The organism is Brevundimonas naejangsanensis DSM 23858, assembly GCF_000421705.1.
GTDB classification, from domain to species: domain Bacteria; phylum Pseudomonadota; class Alphaproteobacteria; order Caulobacterales; family Caulobacteraceae; genus Brevundimonas; species Brevundimonas naejangsanensis.
In genome coordinates, this window is record NZ_ATXN01000002.1 from 387,803 (window position 1) to 413,412 (window position 25,610).

General features: G+C 65.8%; 17 protein-coding genes and 1 pseudogene. 5 read left to right on the top strand and 13 right to left on the bottom strand.

Going from position 1 to position 25,610, the window contains the following annotated elements; all coding sequences use genetic code 11:
• Positions 1-17: 17 nt before the first annotated feature.
• Genes H556_RS0102115 through H556_RS0102130 form a run of 4 tightly spaced genes read right to left on the bottom strand, consistent with a single transcriptional unit; the run spans position 18 to position 4,144 of the window.
• Positions 18-314: a hypothetical protein gene (locus H556_RS0102115; protein WP_245559393.1), complete on the bottom strand. Its 297-nt coding sequence runs from the start codon at positions 312-314 to the stop codon at positions 18-20.
• Positions 311-2,857, bottom strand: coding sequence for a cbb3-type cytochrome c oxidase subunit I (locus H556_RS0102120; RefSeq protein WP_024352875.1), 2,547 nt, complete (start codon positions 2,855-2,857; stop codon positions 311-313). The genes H556_RS0102115 and H556_RS0102120 overlap by 4 nt, the downstream gene beginning before the upstream one ends.
• The gene (coxB, locus tag H556_RS0102125) at positions 2,854-3,804 is read right to left on the bottom strand and encodes a cytochrome c oxidase subunit II (RefSeq protein ID WP_024352876.1); all 951 of its coding nucleotides are present in this window, start codon (positions 3,802-3,804) and stop codon (positions 2,854-2,856) included. The genes H556_RS0102120 and coxB overlap by 4 nt, the downstream gene beginning before the upstream one ends.
• Positions 3,794-4,144 (bottom strand): c-type cytochrome, encoded by a 351-nt coding sequence (locus H556_RS0102130; RefSeq protein ID WP_245559394.1) that lies wholly within the window; start codon positions 4,142-4,144, stop codon positions 3,794-3,796. Before H556_RS0102130 ends, coxB begins: the two co-directional genes overlap by 11 nt.
• 239 nt (positions 4,145-4,383) lie before the next feature.
• On the opposite strand from H556_RS0102130, the pseudogene H556_RS16775 reads away from it, so the two are divergent.
• A pseudogene (locus H556_RS16775) lies at positions 4,384-4,839 on the top strand (c-type cytochrome); the annotation flags it as partial.
• Here H556_RS16775 and H556_RS16580 read toward each other — a convergent pair.
• The 6 genes from H556_RS16580 to H556_RS0102160 form a co-directional block, all read right to left on the bottom strand.
• A complete protein-coding gene (locus H556_RS16580; RefSeq protein ID WP_024352878.1) occupies positions 4,832-5,566 on the bottom strand; it encodes a cytochrome b in 735 nt (244 codons plus the stop codon). The pseudogene H556_RS16775 and the gene H556_RS16580 overlap by 8 nt on opposite strands.
• The gene (locus tag H556_RS0102140; RefSeq protein WP_245559395.1) at positions 5,563-6,120 is read right to left on the bottom strand and encodes a cytochrome c oxidase assembly protein; all 558 of its coding nucleotides are present in this window, start codon (positions 6,118-6,120) and stop codon (positions 5,563-5,565) included. Before H556_RS0102140 ends, H556_RS16580 begins: the two co-directional genes overlap by 4 nt.
• A gap of 243 nt (positions 6,121-6,363) precedes the next feature.
• On the bottom strand, positions 6,364-7,878 hold the full coding sequence (locus H556_RS0102145; RefSeq protein ID WP_081650909.1) for a CRTAC1 family protein: 1,515 nt from the start codon (positions 7,876-7,878) through the stop codon (positions 6,364-6,366).
• An 11-nt stretch (positions 7,879-7,889) separates the two neighbouring features.
• On the bottom strand, positions 7,890-10,052 hold the full coding sequence (locus H556_RS0102150) for an acylase (protein ID WP_024352880.1): 2,163 nt from the start codon (positions 10,050-10,052) through the stop codon (positions 7,890-7,892).
• Between the two features lie 64 nt (positions 10,053-10,116).
• Positions 10,117-12,654, bottom strand: a complete 2,538-nt coding sequence (locus H556_RS0102155) for a TonB-dependent receptor plug domain-containing protein (protein ID WP_029673136.1) — start codon at positions 12,652-12,654, stop codon at positions 10,117-10,119.
• An 84-nt stretch (positions 12,655-12,738) separates the two neighbouring features.
• Positions 12,739-14,022: an MFS transporter gene (locus tag H556_RS0102160; protein WP_024352882.1), complete on the bottom strand. Its 1,284-nt coding sequence runs from the start codon at positions 14,020-14,022 to the stop codon at positions 12,739-12,741.
• A 307-nt stretch (positions 14,023-14,329) separates the two neighbouring features.
• On the opposite strand from H556_RS0102160, the gene H556_RS0102165 reads away from it, so the two are divergent.
• Both H556_RS0102165 and H556_RS0102170 read left to right on the top strand, forming a co-directional pair.
• Positions 14,330-16,087, top strand: coding sequence for a sensor histidine kinase (locus H556_RS0102165; RefSeq protein ID WP_024352883.1), 1,758 nt, complete (start codon positions 14,330-14,332; stop codon positions 16,085-16,087).
• Positions 16,084-17,418, top strand: a complete 1,335-nt coding sequence (locus tag H556_RS0102170) for a sigma-54-dependent transcriptional regulator (RefSeq protein ID WP_029673138.1) — start codon at positions 16,084-16,086, stop codon at positions 17,416-17,418. Before H556_RS0102165 ends, H556_RS0102170 begins: the two co-directional genes overlap by 4 nt.
• Positions 17,419-17,469: 51 nt before the next feature.
• Here H556_RS0102170 and H556_RS0102175 read toward each other — a convergent pair whose 3' ends face one another.
• A complete protein-coding gene (locus H556_RS0102175) occupies positions 17,470-18,378 on the bottom strand; it encodes a LysR family transcriptional regulator (RefSeq protein ID WP_024352884.1) in 909 nt (302 codons plus the stop codon).
• Positions 18,379-18,647: 269 nt separating this feature from the next.
• Between H556_RS0102175 and H556_RS0102180 the strand changes: the two genes are divergently transcribed.
• Both H556_RS0102180 and H556_RS0102185 read left to right on the top strand, forming a co-directional pair.
• The gene (locus H556_RS0102180; RefSeq protein WP_245559396.1) at positions 18,648-20,756 is read left to right on the top strand and encodes a TonB-dependent receptor domain-containing protein; all 2,109 of its coding nucleotides are present in this window, start codon (positions 18,648-18,650) and stop codon (positions 20,754-20,756) included.
• A gap of 18 nt (positions 20,757-20,774) precedes the next feature.
• A complete protein-coding gene (locus H556_RS0102185) occupies positions 20,775-22,196 on the top strand; it encodes a YncE family protein (protein ID WP_024352886.1) in 1,422 nt (473 codons plus the stop codon).
• A gap of 163 nt (positions 22,197-22,359) precedes the next feature.
• On the opposite strand, the gene H556_RS0102190 is transcribed toward H556_RS0102185, so the two are convergent.
• Complete coding sequence (locus H556_RS0102190; RefSeq protein ID WP_024352887.1) at positions 22,360-23,334, bottom strand: DUF6607 family protein; 975 nt, start codon at positions 23,332-23,334, stop codon at positions 22,360-22,362.
• Positions 23,335-23,399: 65 nt separating this feature from the next.
• Positions 23,400-25,610: a TonB-dependent hemoglobin/transferrin/lactoferrin family receptor gene (locus H556_RS0102195; RefSeq protein WP_024352888.1), complete on the bottom strand. Its 2,211-nt coding sequence runs from the start codon at positions 25,608-25,610 to the stop codon at positions 23,400-23,402.

Consider the following 25,610-nt stretch of genomic DNA (forward strand, 5'->3'; position numbering starts at 1 on the left):
GCCGCAGATTAGACTTTTCAGAACGCCAGCGGCGTCGTCTGCCACGTCACCCCGACGGCGGCGACGAAAGCGCCAGTCAGGGCCACGCGCCGCTCCCACAGGCCCGGCCCATCCGGGACAGGACGCCGCGCTATGACGATAGCCGCCACGGCGATCAGCGCCAGACACAGAAGACTGAAGCCCAGCCCGACCCAGCGACCGGCGGCCGCCTCGGTAGAGGACCAGACATCTGCAGCGCTCGCCAGCAGATAGAGCCCCACGAAGTGCGCGGCCCAGATCAGCAGACCCGCCGTCATGGCCAGCCAGCGCCTCACGGCCCGGCGCCCGGAAACAGCCGGATCAGCAGCAAGACCATCGCCGCCTGCCCCGCCGTATAAGCGAGGAAGAGGCCGATCAGATCGACCGTGGACGGGCGGTCGGCCGACAGCCGTCCGAACGCTCGACGCAACAGGATGTAGAGGCCCATCAAGACCCCGATCCCCGCAAAAGCGCCCGCCCAGCCCAGAAGAGCGAAGACAGCGGCGCCCTGACTGGTAGCGTCGGGCTTCAAACCAGCGGACCACCAGGCCCGAAGCTCCAACCCGACCGCCGTCGCGGCTCCGACGGCGCTGACGACCAGAAGAGCCGTCGCGAGCGTCTCAGCTCCCGTTCTCGCCCGGCGCAACATGCGCGGCGCGACTGCGGCGCACAGGCCTGCCAACGCCAGAACTCCAAGATGCAGCATCAGGGACGCCATCGCCGGCGACGCCTGCCACAGGTCAGGTCGTCGGCTCCACAGGAAGACATAGGAGAAGCCCGCCAGCAGGCAGACCATCCCGCCGACGATCAACACGATCACCATGGCCCACCAGCCGTGGCTGGACGGGCCCGAGACATAGTTAGGCATGCGAATGCCCGCCCCGATATCGGTCGTCTTGCGATTGTGCGGCGCGTCCAGGAACCAGCACCAGCGCATGATGCAGTAGATCGCCAGCACCCCGCTGACTACGGCGACAGCATAGGCCTGGATCGTCAAAATGAGGAAAAAGCCCGCCGTAAACACGGCGCCGAAGACGTGCCAGGGCGACGGGCGCGGAAGACGCAAGACATACTGCGGCTCGGCGTTCAGAGGGCTGGTGACGAGGGTCTGACGCTCGCCTCCAGCCGCGCCGGGCAGGAACCAGCGCCCTTCCTCCACCTCCTTCGCCAACCCCTTCTGCTCCCACAGCGGATAGAGACTTTTCACCACCGGGACGGATCGCACGGAATAATAGCCGCTGGGCAGCCATTCCAAGCCGGGGCCGTCGTGGATGTTGCCCGCCTCGCGCGGGCCGAAGGGGCGGAAGTTGCGGATCATGTCGATGACCCACAGCAGGACCGCCAGACCGAACAGGAAGGCCCCTATGGTCGAGATGAAGTTGGGCAGGTCCCAGCCGCGTCCCGGCAGATAGGTGTAGACCCGGCGCGGCATTCCCATCAGCCCCGTCAGGTGCATCGGCATGAAAGCGATGTTGTGGCCCGCGAACATCAGCCAGAAGATCCATTTTCCCATGCGCTCGCTCAGCGGCCGGACGCTGGACATGGGCAGCCAGTAGTAGATGGCCGCGAACATGGGAAACACCATGCCGCCGATCAGGACATAGTGCAGGTGGGCGACGATGAAGTAGCTGTCATGGGCCTGCCAGTCGAAGGGCACCATGGCGACCATGACCCCGGTCAGCCCCCCCATGACGAAGATGATCAGGCCGCCGACGGCGAACAGGCCGGGCGTGGAGAAGCGCATCTTTCCGGCCGCTATGGTGGCGATCCAGGCGAAGACCTGCACCCCAGCGGGCACGCTGACCGCCATGGAGGCGGCGCTGAAGTAGTTGATGCTGATCTGCGGCATGCCGGTGGTGAACATGTGGTGCGCCCACACGCCGAAACTGATGAAGCCGGTCGCCAGCATGGCCATGACCACCAGAGGTTGGCCGACCAGCCTGGTCCGCGCCATGGCCGGGATGATGGTCGACATGGCGCCTGCCGCCGGTAGAAAGATGATGTAGACTTCCGGGTGGCCGAAGAACCAGAACAGGTGCTGCCACAGCATGGGATCGCCGCCCTTCAGCGGGTCAAAGAAGGGCCAGCCCAGCGCCCGTTCCAGCTCCAACAACAGCGTCGCCAGTATCACTGAGGGAAAGGCGATGATGATCATGCAGGCGAAGATCAGCATGGCCCAGGGGAAGACCGGCAGTTTGTCCAGCGTCATGCCGGGCGCGCGCGTCTTCAGCACCCCGACGATGATCTCGATGGCGCCGGCGATGGCTGATATCTCGATAAAGCCGATGCCCAGCAGCCAGAAGTCGGCGTTGATCCCCGGCGAATAGGTCATCCCGGTCAGCGGCGGATACATGAACCATCCCCCATCCGGCGCCAGGCCGAAAAACAGGGAGCAGAAGAAAGCCAGGCCGCCGATCAGATAGGCCCAGAAGGCATAGGCCCCCAGACGAGGAAACGGCAGGTCGCGCGCGCCCAGCATCTGCGGCAGCAGCAGCACGCCCAGCGCCTCGACCGCCGGCACGGCGAACAGGAACATCATCACCGTGCCGTGCATGGTGAAGATCTGGTTATAGGTTTCCTGTGGCAGGAAGCCGGTCATCGGCAGGGCCAGCTGCGTGCGCATCAGCAGCGCCAGCACGCCCGCCAGCACGAAGAACAGCATGGCCGCGCCGACGTAGTAGACGCCGATGATATTGTTGTTGATCGCCGTGATCCACTCGCCGGGACGGCGTGGACCGCACCAGGCGGCCTCCAGTTGCTCCAGCTCGCCGTCCGGACGCGACCCCTCGGTGGGAAAGCGATCGTATTTGCGGACGTCGAAGCCGGTTTCCGACGTCATTTCAGACTGTCCAGATAGGCGGCCAGATCGCGCAGTTCGCGTCCGGTCAGCACCGGATAGGACGGCATGCGGTTGCCCGGCTTGATGCCCTGGCTGTCGGCGATCCACCCCGCCATCGTCCCCTGATTGTTGGGCAGGATGCCCGCGCCCAGCGTCTGGCGCGAGCCGACATGGGTCAGGTCCGGCCCCGCAAGACCGTTGGCCTCGGTTCCGCGTATGGTGTGGCAGGCGCCGCAGCCCGAGGCGCTGAACACCCCCGCCCCCGGCAGGGCGGACGGCGCGGCCGATGCGGCCTGACGGGCCCGCCAGGCCTCGAAGTCAGCGTCGGCATGGGCGACGACGACGAAGCCCATCAGGGCGTGAGGTCCGCCGCAATACTCAGCGCACTGTCCCGCGTAGACTCCCGGCCTGTCAGCCTGCAGCCGCATGAAGTTGCGGCGGCCGGGGATCATATCCGTCTTGCCGCCCAGACGCGGGACCCACAGGCTATGGATGACGTCGGCGCTCTCCAGTTCGATCACCACCGGACGGCCGACGGGGATGTGGACCTCATTGGCGTCCTGCACCGTTTCGCGGCCTTGGCCGTCCAGATAGGCCACGCGCCACCACCACATCTCGCCGGTGATGCGCACGCGCATCTCGCCGTCGCGGGGCGCATCCGACACGCGCGCCGTCACGCTGAGGCCGTAGATCAGCAGGCCCGTCAGCACGACCACCGGAAAAGCCAGACCGCCGATCCAGACCAGGCGTTCGCCACCCACACGACGTTTCCACTTCCTCGGCCCGAACAGGGCGACGCCCAGCGCGATCAGGACGACGGCCAGCACCACCGCCCCCATGACGAACAGCACCCAGGCGACCATCGTCACCGGCCCGGCGAACGGCCCGGCGGGGTCCAGCACCGGCGGTGGCCAGCCGCCCAGCATGTCCGGCGTCTCAGTCGTCATCGAGCGTATAAAGATAGGCCGCTATGTCGCGGGCTTCGGCTTCGCTCAGCCGCATGGGCGGCATGCCGGTGTCGGGCAGCAGCGACGGCGCGTCGCGCACGAAGGCGGCCATGACCGCAGGCTGGTTCGGCAGGCGCCCTGCAATCATCGGCCGCGCCGCCACGCCCGCCAGCGATCCGCCGGTCCGCCCACGGGGCCAGGCCACGCCGGGAATGGCGTGGCAGGCGCCGCACCCATGCGTCCGGACAAGGCGAAGTCCCTCGGCCGCATCGGCGCCCGCCAAGTCGCGCGACGCCCCGCCCTTGTCCGCGCAGGCGGCCAGGCCCAGGCCGACGGCCAAGACCGCCGCCCCTATCTTCCCCATCGTCGCGACATGACGGCATCCGGCCCCTTTCAGCTTCACCAGAACCAATCCATCGAACGGCCAGGGGTTCCGAGGCGGAACCGGCGCCGCAAGGCCGGTGTTGGATCGAGGTGCGCGCCCTGCCCCTCGCTCTTTTGGGACTGACCCTCGCCGCCTGCGACACGAGTCCGGGCGCGACTGACCGCGCGTTTCAGGCCTCGGGCGAGATCATCGCCATGGGCGGCGGGGCGGGCGGGCCAGCCAACGCCTGCTTCGCCTGTCACGGGCTGAAGGGTGAGGGCGACGGCGTTTCCACGCCACGCCTGGCGGGTCTGGAACAGGGTTACCTCCAGAAGCAGATGGAGGACTACGCCAGCGGCCTGCGTCCCGATGACGTCATGACCCGAGTTGCGCGCGGGCTCACGCCCGACGCCCGCCGCGTCGTGGCGGCCTGGTACGCTGGACTGCCTGCGCCCGCCGTGCACGCCTCAGCCGGTCCCCCGCCCCCGATCTGGCTTAGCGGCGACGCGGCGCGCGGGATCACCGCCTGCGCCGCCTGCCATGGAGCGGAAGGGCAAGGCGCGGGCGCAGGCCAACCGATCATCGCCGGACAGCCCGCCCCCTATACGCTGGAGCAGATTGACCGCTGGAAGTCCGGCAAGAGGCGCAACGACCCCCGCGGCGTCATGGCCGCCGCCGTCCAGCATCTGTCGGAAGAAGAAGCCCGCGCCATAGCCGAGTGGCTGTCGACCCGACCCGCCGCTCAAGCGCACGCCAACGCCTCTGCCAGCGCGTCCGTTTCGGCTTCGGCTGCGGCACGACCGGCAGCATCGCGTGAAACACGTCGTCCCGATCGATCAGATGGTGCTTGAGCGCCGCCCCGGCATGGATCGGGATCATCAGCAGAAGGGTCAGGACCAGACCCCAGTGCATCCACTCAGCCGCTGCCTCAATCGCCCATAGTTGACGGTTCGACAAATCCTGCATCGGCAACAAAGGCCAGGGGATGAAGCCTGCCGCCGCCAGCTGGGTGTCCCGCGCCGTCGCAGAAACCATCGCCCATCCCGACAGCGGCAGTCCGAACAGGCAAAGGTAAAACACATAGTGGGTGATATGGGCCGCCGTGCTCTCCCATCCCGGCTTGTCCGCGTCATTGATCAGATCCGGCGCGACCAGCCGCCAGGTCAGGCGACCGATCACCAGCAGCAGCATCAGGATGCCGACGGCGAAGTGAACCTCATAGGCCGCGACCTTCTCTCCGCCAACCGGCAGCCGCCTCATCCACCAGCCCCAGCCCAGTTGGAACGCCACCAGACCCGCCATGCCCCAGTGAAACCCGATGGCCACGGGGGAATAGCGTCCCTCATCATGATGACCAGCGGCCCATTCCAGCGCCTGGGCGATCAAGCGGTCGATCATGGCGTCGTCTCGCCCGTCGGCTTCAGCAGGCCATTAAGACGCCATAGGGCGACGAGAAGATAGGCCGCCGCCGCCGGCGCCCACATGATCAGCCCCGCCGCCTGCTGATCCTCCAACGGCGTCATGTTCCAGGCCAGGGTGCTGGCGAAATGCGGGGTATAAATCGGTTGGGCCGCGAACACGATCAAGGCGCCCAGCAGCCCCATCAGCAGCATGGCCGCCAGCAGCGCCGCCACGGCCGCATGGCCTTTGGCGCTGCGCACCGTCGCCCAGAACCAGACCGCGCTCCCCAGGATGCTGACCTGCATCAGCCAATACACTCCATCATGCGATAGAGCCTGAGCGTAGAGTCCGGGCGCGTGCCAGGCCCAGAAGATCACCGCCTGGACCGCCACGGCCGCCGCCAGACGCGGTCGTTTCAACCGGGGCAGGCACAGGGCCAGCAAGGGCGCCGCCGCCAGCACCAGCAGAAGATGATGCAGCGTCCGTGCCGTGAACAGCGCGGAACTCAGCGCGCACAGCGGCGAAATGAAGCCGATCGCCAGGACAGCCATCGCGGCCGTGTATCGTCCCTTCTGGGGCCCGCGGAGCAGAAGCAGCCCAGCGACCGTCGCAGCCATCAGAAGGACCCAGAGAACCGGGTCCCCGTTCCAGCGCCCCAGCGCCTCGGCCGGATCGGGTGCAGGCCCGCAATAGGGTGTCCAGACGGCATCGACCATTTTGGGCCAACGCCTGCGCGCTGCGACGGTTCACCTGCTCGGGTTCAAGGCGAACTGTGACGTGAATGGGCCGACGCCTTACGGTTTCTCCTGAGCGCCGTCCGGCGTCACGATCAGTCGCCGTCCGGCATATGACCGGGGGTCGACATTCTCGATCACCACCTGCCGGTTGCCCATGTAGGTGACCTCGACACGGACCGGCTGCATGTGCGCCAGACCGAAATGGACAGGCACAGCGCTTTGAGCGTTGTAGCCGCCGCCAGTCGACACCTGACGGGCGCCCAGGATTTTACCCTCTGTATCGAACAGTCGCACTTCTGCGCCGGGCGGAATGCGCTTCCCGCCTTCGTCCAGGACCAGAATGCTGAGGCTGCGAGAGCGCGCCGGCTCAGCCAGATCGTTATGGAACAGGAAGTGACCGCCTTCTTCGCCATATCCCTTGGTGAGGGACAGGTCCAAGGCGCCGTCGTTGTCGTAATCGACCCATTCGACGCCATGATCGCCCGCATTCAACAGGCTCTCGCGGGTCAGAACCTGCTCAAACCGCCCGTTCCCGAGATTGCGATACAGCAGATTGACGGGAATCTGCTTTCCCGGCTCGCCTTCATAATGGGTGACGAAGAGGTCCAGCCAGCCGTCATTGTCGTAGTCGCCCCAGGCCGCCGCCACAGCGTGCCCGCCATGATCCAGCCCAGCCTGGACCGCGACTTCGGAAAACGTCCCGTCGCCGTTATTGCGGTACAGCAGGTCCGCGCCATAGACAGCGACGAAGATGTCGAGGTTCCCGTCGTTGTCATAGTCGCCGACCGCGCAACCGACGCCGCCCGTGCTGCGATCCCGCCCGGCCTGATCCATGCCGAGGGACGGCGCCACATCGACGAAGCTTCCCCCGTCATTGCGCCACAAGGCGTCGGTTGAGCCGGACTGGTTGGCCAGGAACAGGTCCAGATCGCCGTCGCGGTCATAGTCCAGCCAACAGGCGCCGACGGTGGCGCGAACGTCGTTGACGCCGCCCTCCCCCATCACCGGAACGAAACGGCCGTTCTGATTGCGGAAGAGCTGGTTCGGCCCTGCGCGGTCCGCCGCATAGAAGTCCAGCGCGCCGTCGTTGTCGTAGTCGATCCAGTTGGCCTGACGGCTCATCCGCCCCGGAACGAGAAGACCCAGCGACTCGGCCTGCTCCTCGAAACGCAGTCCGCCTTCGTTGCGCCAGACAAAGGAGCGGTTGGCCGCCCGATCGCCCATGACGTTCGATCCGCCCATCAGGTCGACGAAGCCGTCGCCATCGAAATCGCCCCAGCTCAGCCCCCGGATTTCGATGCCCGAGGTGGGCAGGCCCATCTCCGGGCCGACGTTGACGAAGTTTCCGCCGTCGTTGCGATAGAGACGGACTTCGCCGCTCTTCCAGGAAACAGCGAGATCCAGGTCGCCGTCGTTGTCGAAGTCGGCCCAGGCGTTCGATAGAGCGCCCGCGACCGAAAAGCCCTCGACCTGAACCGCAGTGAAGGCTGGCTCGCCTGCAACCGCGCCAGAGGCGGCGACCATCAGCGCCAATGACGCCGCGCTCGCCGAATATCCGATCCGTCGTGTCATGGTCAGGCCTTTCATGGCTTGAAGTTGAAGGGCGTGCGTTCCTGGACCGCGGCCTCGACCTGCTCTCGGCGCAGCAACAGCTCGCGGAAATCGGCCTTCGACACACGCTCGATCTGATCGCTGTAGTGGGGTGTGCCGGGCTGGCGCGAGTTGCCGTAGCTCATCAGGCCATAGGCCCGCACCGGTGTGGAGAACTCGATCATCGCCACCCATGTCTCGCCGTGGTTGGGCGTGCGAATCCCGTTTTCGTCAGGATCGGACCAGGTGAAGACCCGGAAGGAACCCAGGTTGCCGTAGCCGGCGGCGCCCGGAACATTCACGTCGTTCAGGATCATGCGTGAGGCATCGCCGAACGGCCGGTCGATCGCGCCGTATTTGCGCTTGGTGTTGTCGATAGCGGTCCGCAATTGATCGACGGCGGCCTTGGGATCGCGGACGCCGTAAGGCGTGCTGACAGGCTTATCCAGCGACCAGGGCGTGGCGAAACCCGCCTGACCGGCGAAGCTCTGACCGGCGAACAGACGCGCCCATTCCTCGAACAGCAGGGCGGCGCGGCTGTCGCTGGTGAACTCGCGAACCCACGCCGCCAGCAGGCGCGCCGCCGCCTGGACCTCGGGATCGGGGTCGATCAGGGCCGCCGGGATCAGATCCGGCAAGGTACGGTCGGCCATGACGGCGCGATGGTTCAACTGCAGCGCCATGAAGCGCTCCAGCGTCAGGTCGTCGTTCTCGGACATCAGACGCACGCTTTGCTGAGCGCGCAGGGAATGCGGCGTCTGGGGCGCCAGATAAGACGGGAAGTCCTTGGGCGTGTAGGTGACGGGCCAGGTCGGCGTCCACGGCGGGTCGTTCGAGTTCTGCACGAAGCCGCCCGGCGGATTGGTGACGCGCGGCAGGTCATCCAGCGGGTGCGTCTCGGTCCACAGGTAACGCGATGAATCGCCCGGCACGAGCCCCTGCCAGAAAGCGATGTCGCCCTCGGCCCGTTTGGGCGCTACGCCGTTGAAGCTGTAGTTGATGGTCCCTTCGCGGTCGGCGTAGACGATGTTGAAGGTCGGCACCTGCATCCGCGCCATGGCGGCTTCGTAGTCATCGAAGCTGTCCGCCGTGATCATGTCGAAATACTGCTCCAGCATCCCCGGCCGATCCAGGCCGGCGACCCGAACGGCGACGGCCGTGCCATCCGCGCGCTCGAAGACCGGGCCATGGACGCTGGAGCGGATTTCCAACGGCTTGTCGATCGTCGATCCGTCCGCCTGACGCAGGCGATACGAAGCCTGACGCCGCTCAAACGGCCGCACCTGACCGTCATAAAGATAGCCGCCGTCCTGCAGCGTCAGCCGATAGTTTGTGGCCCCCAACATGCCGTTGACGGTGTTGGTGATGCCCATGCGCTGGTTGAAGGCGAAGCGGATGACCGGCAGGCCGATCTGGGTCGCGCCATAGATTTCAAAGTCCGGCGTGACGAGATGCGCCTCGTAGTAGGTGAAGTAGTCCGTCGTCCAGGACAGGTGCGGGTTCTGCAGCAGCAGGGCGTTCCCATTGGCCGTCTTGCCTGGCGCCACCGCCCAGGAGTTGGAGCCCTGATCGGCCAGGTCCGGCGGGTCGCCCTCGCCCAGGGTGCGGCCCGGCGATGCGACGTAGAGGAAGTTCATCAGGCGGTGGGCGTGGGCCACCACGTCGGCGCCGGAGACCGGCAGCACCTGCCGCACCTCGGGCGAGATGTCGTCTGGGTTCTGTTCCGCATAGGCGTTGATGCCCGCCGCGAAGGCGTCGAGGTTGGCGCGGAAATCAGGCGACTGCTGCGCATACCACTGCTGGGCGCGCTCCGGCACGCCGTTGGTCAGCAGCCAGACGGTCGTCTGTTCATAATCCGGGCCCCAGTATTCAGCCCCCTTGCCCCGCGCTTCTCCATACAGGCGCAGGATGTTGTCGCCGTGGCTGCGCGCCTGGGCCCAGCCGTAGCCGTAGAAGACCGATGGCGCGTCGACTCCATAGACATGGGGGACGCCGTAGCCGTCCCACAGAATCTCATTGGCCCTGGGCTTATAGGCCGTAATCGGCGCCTGCGGCGTCGAGGTCGGCTCAGCCAGCGCAAAGGCGACGCCGGGCGCAAGGCCGATCGCCGTCGCCATAACCAGGGCCGATGTCGCCCGGTGCAGAACTCTCAGCATGGATTTCCCCTCTCACCCCGACCTAGAGACGCCGCTGCGCGACGCCTCCGGACGTTCCCCTTGATCACCATTTGTAGGCGGCGCGCACGAACCAGGATCCGCCGGTGAAGCCGAACGGCGCAAGCCCGCTGTACATCCCGTTGCCCAGGTTGGCCGAAGGCTCCTGAATCTTGGTCGGGTAGACGTTGAAGATGTTGTTGGCGCCGAGCGTCACGCGAACGGCGTCCGTCACATCGTAGTTGACCTGCAGATCGGTGATCCACGCCGCGTCAATGTCGTTGTCCAATGCAGGATTGGACGAGTGCCGCGTGGTGTATTCGCCGAACCGCGTCAGACGCAGGTTGGCGCTAAGCCGATCCAGCGCCCAGCCGCTGTTGAGCGAGATCTTGGATTTCGGCAGGGATTCCGTCAGCGCCGCCTGCTTGCTGCGGTCGAAGATGACGATATCGCCCAGCGCCGCCAGCTCCGGCGGATTGTCGATGATGCCGGTGATCTCGGTTTCGTTCTGATTATAGCCGAAGCTGAAATCGAAATCGCCGAAGTCGACTGTGCCGTACTTGTAGGTCGCCACGATATCGAAGCCGCGCGTTCGCGTGTCGATGGCGTTGGTATAGTACTGACCGCTGACATCGGGCGACAGACCATTGGCGACCATGATGGCCTGAAGTTGCTCGCCGATTGTCGTCACCCCGTCCGCCGACAGACGTGTATCGATCGGCGAGAAGGTCGTAGTGACGGCGATGCGGTCAGCCACATCGATCTGATAGGCGTCAAACGTCAAAGCGAAGTTCGAGAAGGGCGTCAGCGTGAAGCCCACGCTCAGGTTCTCCGACATTTCCGGCGTCAGGGGCTTGGCGCCCAAGGCGATGGCCTCCGGCGAGTTGACCTGGAAGTTCTTCAACCGCAGGGACTCGGCCACCCCGGTGCCCCGGATGTCGCGCAACTGGCTTGTCGTCGCCGAATAGGCCTGCTGCGCCAGGCTGGGAGCGCGGAAGCCCGTGTTGAATGAGGCGCGCAGAGCGGCCCAGTCGTTCAACTCATACCGGCTGCTGATCTTGTAGATGGTGGTGTCGCCGGCCGAGTCGTCGAAATTCTCGTAGCGCACAGCCCCGCCGAGATAGAACCGCTCGGTCGGGTTCCAGCCTAGCTCGCCATAGACGCTGTAGTTGTTGCGGCTGACGTCAGCCTCGTCCTCGGGACGGAAGCCCGGCGTGGACTGCGTGCCCGGAGGCAGGGGCTGGCCCGCGAAGGGCTGGCCCGGCGGGCGGACGTAATCGCCCTGGATCCAGCTCGCCTCGTCTCCCTGCTTGATCGTGTAGTTCTCCCAGCGGTGCTGCAAACCGAAGGACACCTGCAACTCGCCCGCGTTCTCAAGCGTGAAGCCGCGCGTCACATCCAGCGCATTGACCCACTCGGCCGAAGCCAGTTGTCCGACGTAGAAATGACGTGGACTGCTCGGCCCCAGACTGGCGTTCAGACTGTAGTTCTCCCAGTCGGAAACGTTCGAGCCGTAGCCCGTCGACAGGTCCCAATCCCAGCCGCCCAGCGAGCCCCGCGCACCGGCGACCGCCTCATAGTCCTTGTCCTTGATGACGGTCAGGGTGCGCAGGCCGTCCGGCGCGATCTCGGGCAGGACAGTGATGTCGGTCGGCGGCCGCCACGTCCAGCTCAGGTCGGACTTGCGCTGACCATAGGTGCCGAAGGCGTAGAGCTCGAGTTCGTTGCTGACCGTATAGGCCGCGTTCGCCCCGAAGACGTTGGAGACCTGAGGCATGGTGCCGTAGTTGGTCGTCACCATCCGGTCGATGATCGCTTCGCGCGGGTCGCGCGAGCCGTCGGGCAACAGCGGATACAGGCGCACGGAATCGGCGATACGCTCCGCTCGGTTCGATGCGCCGCGATCCATGAAGCTGTACGACAGGTTCAGGAAGCCGTCCTCGCCCAGCGCCAAGCCGAGATTGGCGTCCAGGTTCACATAGCGGCCGTCGTTGCGGTCGAAATTTCGACCATGGGCGACTGAAATGCTGCCGCCTTGGGCGCTGGAGTTCAGCATGACGTTGATGACGCCGGCCACGGCGTCCGAGCCATACTGGGCGGCGGCCCCGTCGCGCAGCACCTCGACCCGGGCAATGGCGCTGGACGGGATCATGTTCAGGTCGACCCCGACCGAGCCGTTGTAGAGCGTCGAAACCGAGTTGATCAGCGCCGTGCGGTGACGACGCTTCCCATTGACCAGCACCAGCGTCTGATCCGGATTCAGGCCCCGAAGCGCTCCGGTAGCGATGACGGTGGAGCTGCCGCCGCCCGACCGCGCCGGCAGGTTGAAGGACGGCACCAGGTAACGCACCGACTCGAACACGCCGGTCTGGGCCCCCTGCTGCAACTGCTCGGCGTTGAACACGTCGATGGGCGTCGGGCTCTCGATCGCCGTGCGCGGCGCTCCGCGCACGCCGGTGACGATGATGTCGTCCACCCGAGCCGCCTCGGCGGCTTCAGGCTGAGTGCGCTCCTGAGCCAGCGCCGCTCCCGCCGTCAGGCTAAGCAGACTGGCTGACGCCAGGCTCGCAGCTTTCAGGCCAACCCCTTTGAAATCTCTAGTCATCGCTAAGTCCCTCCCCCTCTGGATCGCGTTACAGCCCGTCGCTGCGCGAGCCGGTTTTTGTGATTACGCTGGGTGATACTGATTTCAATCGTGAGTAATCATGCTCTTATGTTTAGTATCCCTCATGAATATGAAGACGATGAGCGATATTCCGATCATGATCGTCACGTACCAGAAGTATGCGACCTCGTTATTCTGCGACTTGAACCACAGAGCGGCGTACTCGGCCGTGCCGCCGAACAGGGCGTTGGCGATGGCGTAAGGCAGGGCCACACCCAGGGCCCGCACATGCGCCGGGAACAGTTCCGCCTTCACCACGGCGTTGATGGCGGTGTAACCGGACACGATCACGAGGGCCGCAAGAGCCAGGGCGAAAGCCGCCGGCGCGCTGTTCACCGTGGCCAGGGCCGACATGATCGGCACGGTGAAGAGCACGCCCAACACGCCGAAGGCGATCATCACAGGCCGTCGTCCAATCCGGTCCGACAAGGCTCCGACGACGGGCTGCAGCAACATGAAGACCAGAAGGGCCGCAGCGCTGATCTGGGTGGCCACGTCCTTGGAAAAGCCAGAGGTGTTGACCAAGAACTTCTGCAGATAGGTGGTGTACGTATAGAAGGCGAGCGTGCCGCCGGCCGTCAGTCCCATCACCAGAAGGGCTTCCTTCGGGTGCTTGAGGATCAGCAGCATGGCGCTGGATTTCGGCGCAGATCGGGTGTCTTCCGCCTTGAAGGCGTTAGTCTCATCCAGACCCCGGCGCAGCCAGAACACGACCACGGCCAGAGCCGCCCCGACGAAGAAGGGGATGCGCCAGCCCCAGGCGCCCAGCGCCTCATCCGTCATCACCGCCTGCAGGACGATGAGCAACAGCAGGGCCAGAAGTTGGCCCGAGATCAGAGTCACATACTGGAAACTGGACCAGAAGCCGCGGTTCTTGGCCGTCGCCATCTCGGACAGATAGGTGGCCGAAGAGCCGTATTCTCCACCAACGCTGATGCCCTGCAACAGCCGGGCGACCAGCAGCAGCGCCGGCGCTGCGATGCCGATCTGCGCGTACCCCGGCGTGCAGCCGATCAACAAGGAACCGGCGCACATCAAGGTGACCGACAAGGTCAGGCCGGCCTTGCGACCTCGCCGGTCGGCGTAGACGCCCATGATCCAGGCGCCGATAGGCCGCATCAGGAAACCGACTGCAAAAACAGCCGCAGCGCCTAGAAGTTGGGCCGTTCCATCATCACTAGGGAAAAATATCGGCGCAAAATAGAGCGCGAACGCCGCATAGGCATACCAGTCAAACCACTCGACTAGATTACCTGTTGAGCCGCCTATGATGTTCTTGAGGCGGCGCGCGTTAGTCATTGAAGACATATCACCAACTCCGGGAGAATCTATTCTTGCAATCAAAGTGATCCCGGCTCATCAAATCTGACATATCCGCGCCCCAAACCCTTCAACCGCTCTGCGACGGCTCGATGAATAATGATAGTCATGGGGATGATCGTGGCGGCAACGCAGCCACGCAAAAACTTCACAACACGATGTTTTTCTTCACTTTAATGCCTGTTTTATTCCGACCTGGCGCCGCTCAGGCGTGTCGAAAAGCACCCATGTGAGACCGCCTTTGTCCCGCAAACCACACAGTCCCGTGCGAAAAGCTTTTCAGCCGCGACACCGCATGCTGACGCTTGTGGCGATCAGCCTCATCCTGGGCTGCGGACTTGCCGTCTGGGGCGGAGCTTATTGGGCGGCGCGTCAGGCCCGGCTGGCGACGGACGCCGCAGCAGCCGAACAGGCGGACAAGCGCGCGCGTCAATTAGCAGGCACGCTGCAAAAATTCCGCCTGCTTCCCCTGGTGCTGAGCGAATACCCTGATGTCCACGCCGTGCTCAGCGACGCCCGACCCGATGCCGTGGCGCGCCTGAACGGCAAACTGGAGCTGCTGGCGGAGCGGACCGACGCGGCCGCCATCTATGTCATCGCGCCGAACGGCCTGACTTTGGCGGCGAACAACTGGAACCAGCCCGGCAGCTTCGTAGGACAGAATTTCAGCTACCGGCCCTACTTCCTCAACGCCATGGCTAATGGGGAGGCCGAACTGTTCGCTGTAGGCTCGGTCACCGGACGACCAGGCTTCTTCATCGCTCGCAGGATCGACGAAGGCGCTCGAACCCTGGGCGTCATCGTCGTCAAAATAGATTTCGCCGATCTGGAAGCGCAATGGAGCGGCACGGCCGAGCACACCCTGGTCGTCGATCCCCGCGGCGTCGTCATCATCACCGACCACGCCCCCTGGCGATTTCGCGCCACACGCCCGCTGACGCCTGAAGATCATCAGGGCATCCGCAGCGCCCTTCAGTTCGCCTCCCTGCCGCTGTCGCCGCTCCGGTTCATGCAGAATAGGGACGGAGACCTGAGCATGGCGGATGCCGAAGGTCGCTTCCGCACGTCGCGAACGGCTGCCGCCATCGAAGGCGCATCCCTGCTGCACGTCGCTTCGCTGGAGCCGGCCTACAGAAGCGCCAACCTCCAGGCTCGCCTGGTCATCTTCGCCGTCCTGGCCGCCGCCCTCATGGCCTTCGCCGCCTATTGGCGCATACACATGGGCCGCCTGGCCCAGGTTCGCGCCCGTCAGGCTCTGGAAGAAGAAGTCGATGCGCGCACCAGCGAATTGCGGGACGCCAATCGCCGTCTGCGCGAGGAGTCACAGGGGCGCCTGGCGGCCGATCGCCGGTGGCGCGCCGCCAGCGAAGAATTGGCGCAGGCCAACCGCCTCGGCCTGATTGGACAGGTCACGGCCGGCGTCGCCCACGAGATCAACCAGCCCATCGCTGCGATCCGCGCCTTCGCCGAAAACGGCGCGCGCTATCTTCAGCGCGGCAGCATCGCCAAGGTTCACGACGATCTGGCGTCCATTGTCGACCTGACTGACCGCGTCGCGCGGATCACGACGGAACTCCGCTCCTTTTCACGCAAGCGAACCCCGCTGATGGACGAGGTCAGCCTGAACGAGGCGCTGGACGGCGCCCTGCTGTTGATCGGAGACCATTTACGCACGGCCGGCGTGCGCCTGGACTGGACACCGCCCGTGAAGACCCTGCGAGTCAGCGCCGACAAGATGCGGCTGGAACAGATCTTCATCAACCTCATCCAGAATGCGACCGACGCCTTGCAGGATCGCCCCGCCCCGAACATCGCCATTGTCATAGAGGTCGGCGACGAGGATGTTTCGATTGTTATCGCCGACAACGGTCCAGGCGTGTCTCCCGACCTGGAAGGATCCCTCTTCACGCCTTTTGTCACCAGCAAGCCCGCCGGATTGGGTCTCGGCCTCGGCATCGCCCGAGACATAGCCCGCGAGTTCGGCGGCTCCCTTTCTCTTGCGGCTTCTCCCTTGGGTGGCGCTGCGTTTCGTGTTCGATTGAGACGCGCATGACGACTCCGGAAACTCCTCCCTCGGTCCTGTTCATCGAAGATGACGCCGAGCTGCGGCGCGCAATCGTCGATGCGCTCGATCTTGAATCCATCATTGTTCAGGCCCTGCCTGACGCCGTCCAGGCGCTGGCCGCTCTGACGCCCCAGTTCCGCGGGGTGGTGGTTTCCGACATCCGCATGCCGGGCATGGACGGGCTGGAGCTGTTCTCACGCATTCGCGCGCTCGACTCCCAGATTCCGGTCATCCTGATCAGCGGACATGCCGATGTGCCGATGGCGGTCCAGGCGCTGCAGGACGGCGCCTTCGATTTCCTGACGAAACCGTTCGCCATGGAGCGGCTGATCACCGCCGTGAACCAGGCGCAGGACTATCGGACCCGCGCACTGGCGCATCGCTCATTGCGGGCGGCGACGGAAGCCGCCGCTCACGCCAACACGCTGCTGATCGGAGAGAGCCCCGCGATGGTCGCGCTGCGCGAGGCCATCGCCCGCATCGCCGCATCAGATCTGGACGTTCTGGTCGAAGGCGAAACCGGCACGGGCAAGGAGTTGGCGGCTCTGACGTTGCACCGACTCAGCAAGCGACGCGGCAAGAGCTTCGTGCCGGTCAACTGCGGCGCCATCCCCGATGACTTCGCCGAGGTGGAGTTGTTCGGCCAGACGCTGGACGGCTCAGGCTATCGGCGAACCGCCCAGGTCGGCCGCATCGAGGCCGCTGACAAGGGCACGCTGTTCCTTGACGAGATCGACAGCATGAGCCCCGGCGTCCAGGTCAAGCTGCTGCGCGTTCTCGAGGAACGCACGCTAATGTCGGGAGGCGAGCCCTACCCTGTCGATATCAGAGTCATCGCCGCTTCGAAACGAGACCTGGAAAGCGCTGCTCGGGAGGGCGCTTTCCGCTCCGACCTGTTCTACCGACTTAACGTGGTGCGCCTTCGGATGCCCCCTCTGCGTGAAAGGCGCGAGGATATCCTGCCACTGTTTGCGCATTTCCTGGCGGACCGGAAACAGGCTCGGGAGACGGACGCCTACGCCATATCCGACCCCATTCGCCAACACCTACTGGAGCATAGCTGGCCCGGCAATGTACGGGAGTTGCGCAACTTCGCACTCAGCACCCTGGTTAACGTCCCGGAGATCGAAACCGCTGCGGCGTCCTCGCCTCAAAGCCTCACCCACCGCATGGACGCTTTCGAAGCGGCTCTGATCCGCGAAGCTTTACAGGCGGCCGGAGGCAACGTCTCCGAGGTCATCGCCAGATTGGGGACGCCCAGAAAGACGCTTTACGGCAAGTTCAAACGCCTCAACATCGACCCTGCGGCCTATCGGTAGGCTACGCCCGCGTCGCAACGCTGCGGTTGTGCCGAGCGTCTCTCTCCCGACTCAATCGGACTTTGAAAACACGGCTGACAGGGCTTCGACCAACCATCGGGTTCCCATGTCGCCGTCAGAGCGTTCATGCCACACCAAGTGGTAGTCGAAAGGCTGGATTTCCTGCGGCGCCGGGAAGACGCCAAGGCCGTGCGCCGCCGCGAAACGCTCGGCTGCCCGGCGCGGCAGGAGGGCCACCGCCTCGCTAGCCTGCAGCAGATAGGGAACCAGGGCGAAGCTCTCGGCCCGCACCAGGACGCGGCGCTCGGCCATATCGGGCAGATCGTCCGACACCCAGTCGCCGAAGCCGTCCCCCGCCGAAGGGACGACATGGGGCCAGCGCAGCAGTTCGGCGTGCGTCGGCTTCGTCTGGCAGACGGGATGGTCGCGGCGCGCCAGGCCCAGATGCGTCTCACGAAACAGCCAGCGCGACTTCAGCCCCGCGCCCTCGGGATTCCAGCCGGTCAGCACCAGATCCAGCCGACCATCCTCCAGCCGCCGCAGACTGGTGTCCGACAGAGGCTCGACGTCCAGTTCCACCCCCGTCGCCTCCTGCGCTATGCGGGCGATGGCGGGCGTCAGGACGCTGAGCAGCCCGAAATCGGTGGAGGCTAGACGGAACACCCGCTTCATCCGCCCGAGATCCAGGCTGGGGTCGCGCAGCAGGCTCTCGCCCGCCTCCAGCCAGGCGCGCAGCGGGCCGGACAGGGCCTCGGCGCGCGGCGTCGGCATCATGCCGCGCGGACCGCGCACCAGCAGGGGATCGTCGAACTGATCGCGCAGCCGGGCCAGGATGCGGCTCATCGCCGGCTGGCCGATGCCCAGACGCTCAGCCGCACGCGAGACGCTGCGCTGCTCGATCAGCACCTGAAGGTGCGGAAGCAGGGTGAAATCGACGCGGTGGGGAAGTCGCCCCGACATATGGCCTCGCTGCATGACGCCCCGCGCGTCGCCCCCGGCTGTATTAAGAACGCCTCTTAATTGCAATACATACGCACCCCAGTCCGCGACCCGTTTTCGCCGCCTGCCGAGAGCCGCCCCCTCATGCGACGAGGCGAATAGGCCCCATGCCGAATCCGACATTGAGACAATATTGCGAATGATTATTAGGAGCGGGCCGCTCGCACGGTCGAGCTTTCCTCCCCTCCCCGGGCGCCTGGCGCCCGCCTAACGCACGCCTCTGGGGGCGCATGATGCACCTATCAAAACGCCGCATCGGGCTGGGCCTGATGACCTCCACCCTACTCGCCGCCTCGCCGGTTCTGGCCGAGACCGTCATGCCGGACGCCTCCGGGGTCGATCCCCAGGCCACCACGGTCAGCGACGTCATCGTCACGGCGTCAGGCACGGCTGTGGACGTCCGCAACGCCCCTGCCTCGGTCAGCGTCATCACCCGCGACGAGATCGAGCGTCAGCCTGTGCAGAGCCTGGGCGAACTGTTGGGCCGTCTGCCTGGCGTGACCGGGGGCGTCAGCCCCACCGGAGCCATGTCCAAGATCACCATTCGCGGCCTGCCGGACAACTACACCCTGGTGCTGGTCGACGGCCGCCGCGTCGGCAACTCGCGCGACATCAGCTATCGCCCCGATCTGGGCCGACAGGATCTGAACTGGATCTCGCCCGACATGATCGAGCGCATCGAGGTGGTGCGCGGGCCGATGTCATCTCTCTACGGCTCCGACGCCATGGGAGGGGTCATCAATATCATCACCCGCAAGATCGCCCCGACGTGGCGCGGATCGGCCAACACCAGCTACACTTGGTCCGAGGATTCCGAACGCGGCGACGCCTATCAACTGGGCGTCAACGTGGCCGGTCCGCTGGCCGAGAACCTGGGCCTGCGCCTGGGCGCGACCTACGCCCGAACCAACCCGGACGAGGTGAACATCTCGAGCAACAACGGCGCGGGCGGCGTCGTAAACAAGAGCCTGAACGGCGTGCTGAACTGGGCGCCGTTCGAGAACCAGAACTTCTCGTTCGAGGCGAACTATGGGGTGGAGGAGCCCCTGGCGCCCAAGCTGTTGGTGCCGAACAGCAGTGGCGTACTGACGCCGCAGGGCGCTTTCGGCTCCGAGACAGAGCGCACCAATTTCCGCGCCAGCCACGAGGGCGAATGGTCCTTCGGCAAGACGCGTCTGGACGTCTATCGCAACGCCTTCGAGAACAAGGCGATGGGCGAGTACGGCGGCTCCGGCGAGTTCGAGGAATGGATCGTCGACGGCCTGTGGAACTTCGAAAAGAATTTCGTCTGGCTGCACAAGTTCGCCCTCGGCGCCCAGTATCGTCAGGAAGAGCTGACCAACACCGACACCATCGGTACGGTGCCGATCGACTATGACGGCAACGTCATCACCGGCGCTACGCTGAAGGGCGACACGGCGGCCATCTTCGCCGAGGACCAGATCACCCTGCGCGAGAATCTACTGCTGACGCTGGGCGGTCGCCTGGACAGTCATGACAAGTACGGCGAGCACTTCAGTCCGCGCGCCTATCTGGTCTGGCATCCGGCCGAGGCCTGGACGCTGCGCGGGGGCGTCTCCAAGGGCTTCCGCGCGCCGTCCCTGAAGGAGAACAGCGCCGGCGCGGCGACAAACTCCGGCGGCAACGGCTGCCGGGGCCTGATCGGCATGGTCGCCAGGGACAAGAACGGAAACCCGATCCTGGACGGGAACGGCAACCCGCTGATCTACACCTCGGGCGGCTGCTGGATGGCGGGCAACCCCAACCTCAAGCCCGAGGAAAGCACCAGCTATGAGTTCGGCTTCGCCTATGACGGCGCCGCCTACAGCTTCGCCGCCACCTATTTCCACACCGACTTCGAAAACAAGATCCAGTACGCGCCGCTGGGCTATTTCGAAGGCCGCTGGTGGACCAAGAACGAGAACGTCCAGCGCGCCCGCACCAAAGGCCTTGAACTGACCGGCCAGGCCAACCTGCCCTATGATCTGACCCTGCGCGGCAACGCCACCTGGATGATCGAGGCCAAGAACCTCGACACCGGGGCCAGCCTGATCACCACGCCGGAATGGTCGGGCTACGCCTCGCTGGACTGGCGGGCGACGGATCGCCTGGGGGTCATGCTGTCGGCCCAGTACACCGGCGAGCAGCTGAGCGGCGGCTCGACCCTGACCAACGCCCGCACCGAGTTCGACCTGACGACCGCCTATGAGGCGTCCGACACGGTGACGCTGCGCGCCGGCGTCTCCAACCTCTTCAACGAGAAGGTCAGCGGCACCGCCGGCGATGGCTACTATTCGCCCGGCCGCCGCTTCTTCGTTGGCCTGACCACCCGCTTCTGATCCGGAGAAACTGCGATCATGACTAACCTACGCAAATCCCTTCGCGGCGCCGTCCTCGGCGCCCTTCTGGCGGCATCGGCCGTCGCAGTTCCGGCGACGGCCTCGGCCCAGGCCCTGTTCTCGGCGCCCGAGCGCCTGGACGGCGGCCAGGTCAGCTTCGCCTCGGGCGAGCGCGGCAAGCCCGTCCTGCCGGGCGGCCCCGTGGTCGCTGCTGGCCGCGGCTTCCATCCGGGTCAGAGCATCACTCTGATGTACGGCCAGACGCCGCTGTCGACCGGCCCGATCACCGCTGACGCCGAAGGCGGCTTCGAGGCGCGGCTGACGCTGCCCGCCGACGCCCAGCCGGGCAATCATCCAATCGTGGCGGTGTCGCAGGCGCCCTACAACGCCGTCCTGGCCAATCTGAAGATTTCGCCGAACGTGCCGCCGTCGAACGAGGCGGCCTACCGGATCACCAGCATCCAGCCGACGCGCGGCCTGTACCAGACCGCCTACAGCGCCAAACGCAACGCCGTCTTCGCCACCTCGGCGGTCGGCCGTCCGCCGGTGCGCCAGTCGGAGCTGCTGCGCCTGAACGCCGACACCCTGGCGGTCGAAGCCCGCATCACCCCGGCCGCCGCGCCGGGCCGCGCCGGTCGCGACGGCCAGCCCCAGGACGGCGGAGTCTTCGCCGTCTATGGCGTCGGTGTCGATGACGCCAACGACACCGTCTGGGTCTCGAACAGCCGCCAGAACACGGTGGCCGTCTATCGCCAGTCAGACCTGTCGCTGGTGCGCCAGTTCGAGCCGGGCACGGTCAACCACGCCCGCGACGTCGTCATCGACGAAGAGCACGGCAAGGCCTACGCCAGCGCCACCTTCGAGCCCGAGGTCGTGGTGTTCGACACCGGCGCCCTGACGGTGGCCAAGCGCATCAAGATCGACTCGACCGTGCGCGGCGAGACTTTCTCAGCCGCCAGCGTCTCCTATGACCGCGAAGCGCGCCGTCTGTACGTCGCGTCCAACTCGACCAATGAGGTCGCCGTCATCGACGCCGCCGCCGACACCGTGCTGAACGTCTTCCGCGTGCCCGGCGCGCGCAGCGTGATCGGCGTTTCGCACGATCCGCAGACCGACCGCATCTTCGTCGCGGCCCAGGGCACCGACAACCTGGTGGTGCTGAACGGTTCGGACGGTTCGGTCGTGGCCGACACCCCGGTCGGCGCGGGCGCCCTGAACGTGGTGTTCGAGCCGAAGTCGCGCCGCGCCTTCGTCAGCACCTTCGGCGCCGGCACGGTGACAGTCACCGACGTCGACGGCCGCATCGTCGCCAACCTGCCGGCCCCGCCGGTGGCCAACCACGTCTCGACCGACGATCGCGGCAACGTCTACGTCGCGGTCAAGTCCGGCTGGACCACGGACGGAAACGACTCCGTGCTGCGTATCCGCCCCGCGCGCTGATGAAGAAACTCTGACGCGAAGCGAGAACTAAAAAGAAGGGCCCTGGCGATCACTGCCAGGGCCCTTCCCGTCTCAAAGCGTGGTGCGGGCCCTTACGACGGGCCTCTCGGATAATAAGAGACGCCCCTCGCCATTCACAGGGATGCGAGGGGCGTCTGACCGTTCAGCGCCGGGTTGCGTCAGCGATCAGGGCGCGGGCGCGCTCTACAGCAGCCGGGGGGGTCAATGTCCCGGCGTTGATCTGGTCCGCCAGATCCATCAGAGGGGCGCTGGTGACGGCGCCGGTTTCGGCGACCTCCTGAACATGGACGCCTCCCTCACGTGCGATCACGGCGTCCCATGCGGCGCGGACCTCAGCCCAGTAGTCTTTGGTCGCGGCCCAATAGTCGTCGCCGGGCTTGGGCTCGAAGGCCGTCGAGGCGTCGTAGGTGTTAACCACGTCTTCCTGAACCACGGCCTGAGGAACACCGCCGTTACGCCCCGTCATCTTGACGTTGTCCTGAATGTGGACCCAGCCGCCCGGACGGATAACGTGGCGATTGGTCCCAAGATAACGGTCATAGACCGGGTTGCGCACGGCGTCGCGACGGGCCAGCGGCCGCCAGGTCGGGCCGGACGTCCACACGGTCATGCCATTGTCGTAGCTCCAACGTCCCACGCCCCCGTAGCGAGGCGAATCGTCCGTTTGCCAGACAGTCTGGGACCAGGCGCCGCGACGCTCTTCGGCCGACACAGGAGTCAGGGTCCACTGGTCCGGTCCAGCGTAGGTCAGCACGGTCTCGGGCTGATGGGCCCAGTCCTGACGCCAGTGTTTGACCAGTATGGTCTGGCCCTCGTGATACATGACCAGGATGTGCTGAAGGCTGATGCGATCGCCGGTGTCGTAGACGACACGCACGATCTCGGTGCCGCCGGACCGCTTGGGCTCGAGCGGCTGATAGTCCGCCTGCAGGCCGACCGTCTCGCGCATGTCGAAACGCACGCGATAATCGCCGACCTGGGCCAGGATGGCCTGCCGGTCCTGTTCAAAGGCGCTGGCGGGCGCCTGGGTCTGGCCTGTCGCCGTCGTCGAGGCGGGCAACGCCTGGACGGCCGGGGCGCCGGTCAGAAGGGCGGCCGCTATCAAGATTGCGCGCATGGGGGCTGCTCCATTGGTTTGCGAAGGACGGGGTTTCAGCTGGCGCTTCCGGGGCATGGTCGAGCTCACAGGCGCACGCTCAGAGACACGCCGAAGTTGCGGCCGGGCTGGGTAAAGGCGTCCAGCGTCGCCGGTCGGGCGCCGACGGCCGGGCTGTTCAGGCCGCGCACGTCGCTCCACCAGGCGTATTTCTCGTCAAAGACGTTGAAGGCACCGGCGCGCAGAGTGGCCCGTTCGGTCACGTTCCAGAAGGCGGTGACGTCCAGCAGGGTGAAGCGCTCGCCCGGCCAGCACAGACCGCCGCCGCATTCATGGTTCGACTTCCTGTCCGACCAGGTGACCGTGGCGCTTCCGCCCCAGACGCCCGAGGGAGCGGCGTAGTTCAGCCCGCCGACCAGTTTGATCGGATCCACGCTGGTCAGGGCGCCGCGCTTGCCTTCCGTCTCCTGTTCGCCATCGGCGAAAGAGGCGGCGACGATGGTCGAGAAGCCGTTGTCCCAATGAATGTCGCCGCGCGCTTCCAGGCCCCAGATCTCGACCTTGGTCAGATTGACGTACTGATAGATCAGCGGATCGACGCCCGGCACGCCGGTCCCGCTCACCACGACCTGATTAATGAAGTCGTCGTACTCCGTGCGGAAGGCCGTGGCCTGCAGCGAAAGGGCGCCGCCGAAGGCCTCCAGATTGCGGAAGCGGAAGCCGCCCTCGATGCTCTCGCTGGTTTCGGGCTTCAGGTCCGGGTTCGGAATGGACTCATAGCCGAACACCGGGTTGGCGAAGAAGTTGTTCACCTGCATCGGCGAGGGCGCCTTGAAGCCCTGGGCGTAGTTGGCGAAGACGCCGAAATGATCGTCGGCCCAGTAGATGGCGCCGATCTTGGGCGACAGATGGCTGTCGCTCTGCCCCTCGGCCGGGGCCGGGAACAGGGCGTCGGCCTGCGGCGTCAGCTCATACCAGTCGTAGCGCAGGGCCGGGATGATGCTGAGGCGGCCGCCCAGCAGATCGATCTCGTCCTGGATGAACAGGCCCGCCAAGTCGAACTCGGTCTTGGGGAAAGGCCGGGCGGGGAAAGGCTCGCCCATCGGCGGGACCGTACCGTCGCGGATGCCTTCCTGGGTGGTGCGCGACCAGTCGGCGCCGAAGGTGACCCGGTGACGAACAGCCTCGCCGCCGAAGCTCTTGGAACCCTGCGCCGCCAGGCCCCAGACGGCGTTGTCGAAGGTCACGTCGCGGGTGCGATCGCCCAGCGTCGGGCGCTGCTCATAGGTGAACTGGCGCGTCGTGGCATCCTGCCAGAAGACGGCGGCGGAGCCGGAATCGAGGCCCAGGAAGTCGTCGAAACGCCAGTCAAGGCTGACGCGGTCTCGCTGCGTCTCGTCCTGGGCGCTCAGGCCGGTGACGGAAGCGGAATAGCTGCTGAGCGCCTCGCCCTCCATGTCCTGGTCGAAATGGTCGTAGGTCAGGCGCAGGGTGTGATGGTCATTCACATCCCAGACCAGCTTGGCCAACACGGCGTCGGAGGCGAAGTCCTGAGGGTTGGGCTGGGTGCGGGCCGCGCCGACGCCGCCGGTCTCAGCCATGTTCTCGGTCTCTTGTGCGTCACGGCGGGTGTAGGCCAGCAGACCCGAAAGGGCGCCGCTGCGCCCGGCCAGGGCCAGGCCTTCGGTCCAGCCCTCATCAGCGGAGTTGTAGCCGACCCGCGCACGGGCGCCGAAGCTGCGGCCCGCCTCGATGAAGTCGGTCGGGTCCTTCGAGGTGAAGCTGACCGCCCCGGCGATGCCATCCGAGCCATACAGAGCCGAAGCCGGACCGCGCAGGATCTCGACCGACTTGACCAGATCCAGGTCATTATAGCCGCCCCGCCCGACCGCCTGGGCGCCGAAGGCGAAGCCGTCCGGCACCCGCACGCCGTCCTGGACGATCAAGACGCGGTTGCCGCCCATGCCGCGAATGGTGAAGCCTGAATTGCCGTCACGACCGGCGCCCGACAGGGCGGCCGAGAAGCGGGCGGGGCTGGTCGGAACGCTGACGCCCGGCTCGAACCGGATCAGGTCCTTGATGTCCGTTACTAGGTTGTTCTCAATATCCTTGGCGGTGATCACGCTGATGCTGGCTGGGACTTCGTCGATGCGCCGTTCGGTGCGAGTGCCGACAACCGTGACCGGAGCCACCCGCACCGGTTGATTCAGGTCGATCTCAAACGCGCCCTCGGCGCTGGCCGGCAGGGCGGCCCCGAGGGCGGCAAGTCCGGCGGAAAACATCAATAACGAACGCAT

Excerpts from the sequence above, each read along its gene's own strand:
- H556_RS0102120 (WP_024352875.1), bottom strand. The coding sequence starts at position 2,857 with ATGACGTCGGAAACCGGCTTCGACGTCCGCAAATACGATCGCTTTCCC.
- coxB (WP_024352876.1), bottom strand. The coding sequence starts at position 3,804 with ATGACGACTGAGACGCCGGACATGCTGGGCGGCTGGCCACCGCCGGTG.
- H556_RS16580 (WP_024352878.1), bottom strand. The coding sequence starts at position 5,566 with ATGATCGACCGCTTGATCGCCCAGGCGCTGGAATGGGCCGCTGGTCAT.
- H556_RS0102140 (WP_245559395.1), bottom strand. The coding sequence starts at position 6,120 with ATGGCTGTCCTGGCGATCGGCTTCATTTCGCCGCTGTGCGCGCTGAGT.
- H556_RS0102145 (WP_081650909.1), bottom strand. The coding sequence starts at position 7,878 with ATGACACGACGGATCGGATATTCGGCGAGCGCGGCGTCATTGGCGCTG.
- H556_RS0102150 (WP_024352880.1), bottom strand. The coding sequence starts at position 10,052 with ATGCTGAGAGTTCTGCACCGGGCGACATCGGCCCTGGTTATGGCGACG.
- H556_RS0102155 (WP_029673136.1), bottom strand. The coding sequence starts at position 12,654 with ATGACTAGAGATTTCAAAGGGGTTGGCCTGAAAGCTGCGAGCCTGGCG.
- H556_RS0102160 (WP_024352882.1), bottom strand. The coding sequence starts at position 14,022 with ATGTCTTCAATGACTAACGCGCGCCGCCTCAAGAACATCATAGGCGGC.
- H556_RS0102165 (WP_024352883.1), top strand. The coding sequence starts at position 14,330 with ATGCTGACGCTTGTGGCGATCAGCCTCATCCTGGGCTGCGGACTTGCC.
- H556_RS0102170 (WP_029673138.1), top strand. The coding sequence starts at position 16,084 with ATGACGACTCCGGAAACTCCTCCCTCGGTCCTGTTCATCGAAGATGAC.
- H556_RS0102175 (WP_024352884.1), bottom strand. The coding sequence starts at position 18,378 with ATGTCGGGGCGACTTCCCCACCGCGTCGATTTCACCCTGCTTCCGCAC.
- H556_RS0102180 (WP_245559396.1), top strand. The coding sequence starts at position 18,648 with ATGATGCACCTATCAAAACGCCGCATCGGGCTGGGCCTGATGACCTCC.
- H556_RS0102185 (WP_024352886.1), top strand. The coding sequence starts at position 20,775 with ATGACTAACCTACGCAAATCCCTTCGCGGCGCCGTCCTCGGCGCCCTT.
- H556_RS0102190 (WP_024352887.1), bottom strand. The coding sequence starts at position 23,334 with ATGCGCGCAATCTTGATAGCGGCCGCCCTTCTGACCGGCGCCCCGGCC.
- H556_RS0102195 (WP_024352888.1), bottom strand. The coding sequence starts at position 25,610 with ATGCGTTCGTTATTGATGTTTTCCGCCGGACTTGCCGCCCTCGGGGCC.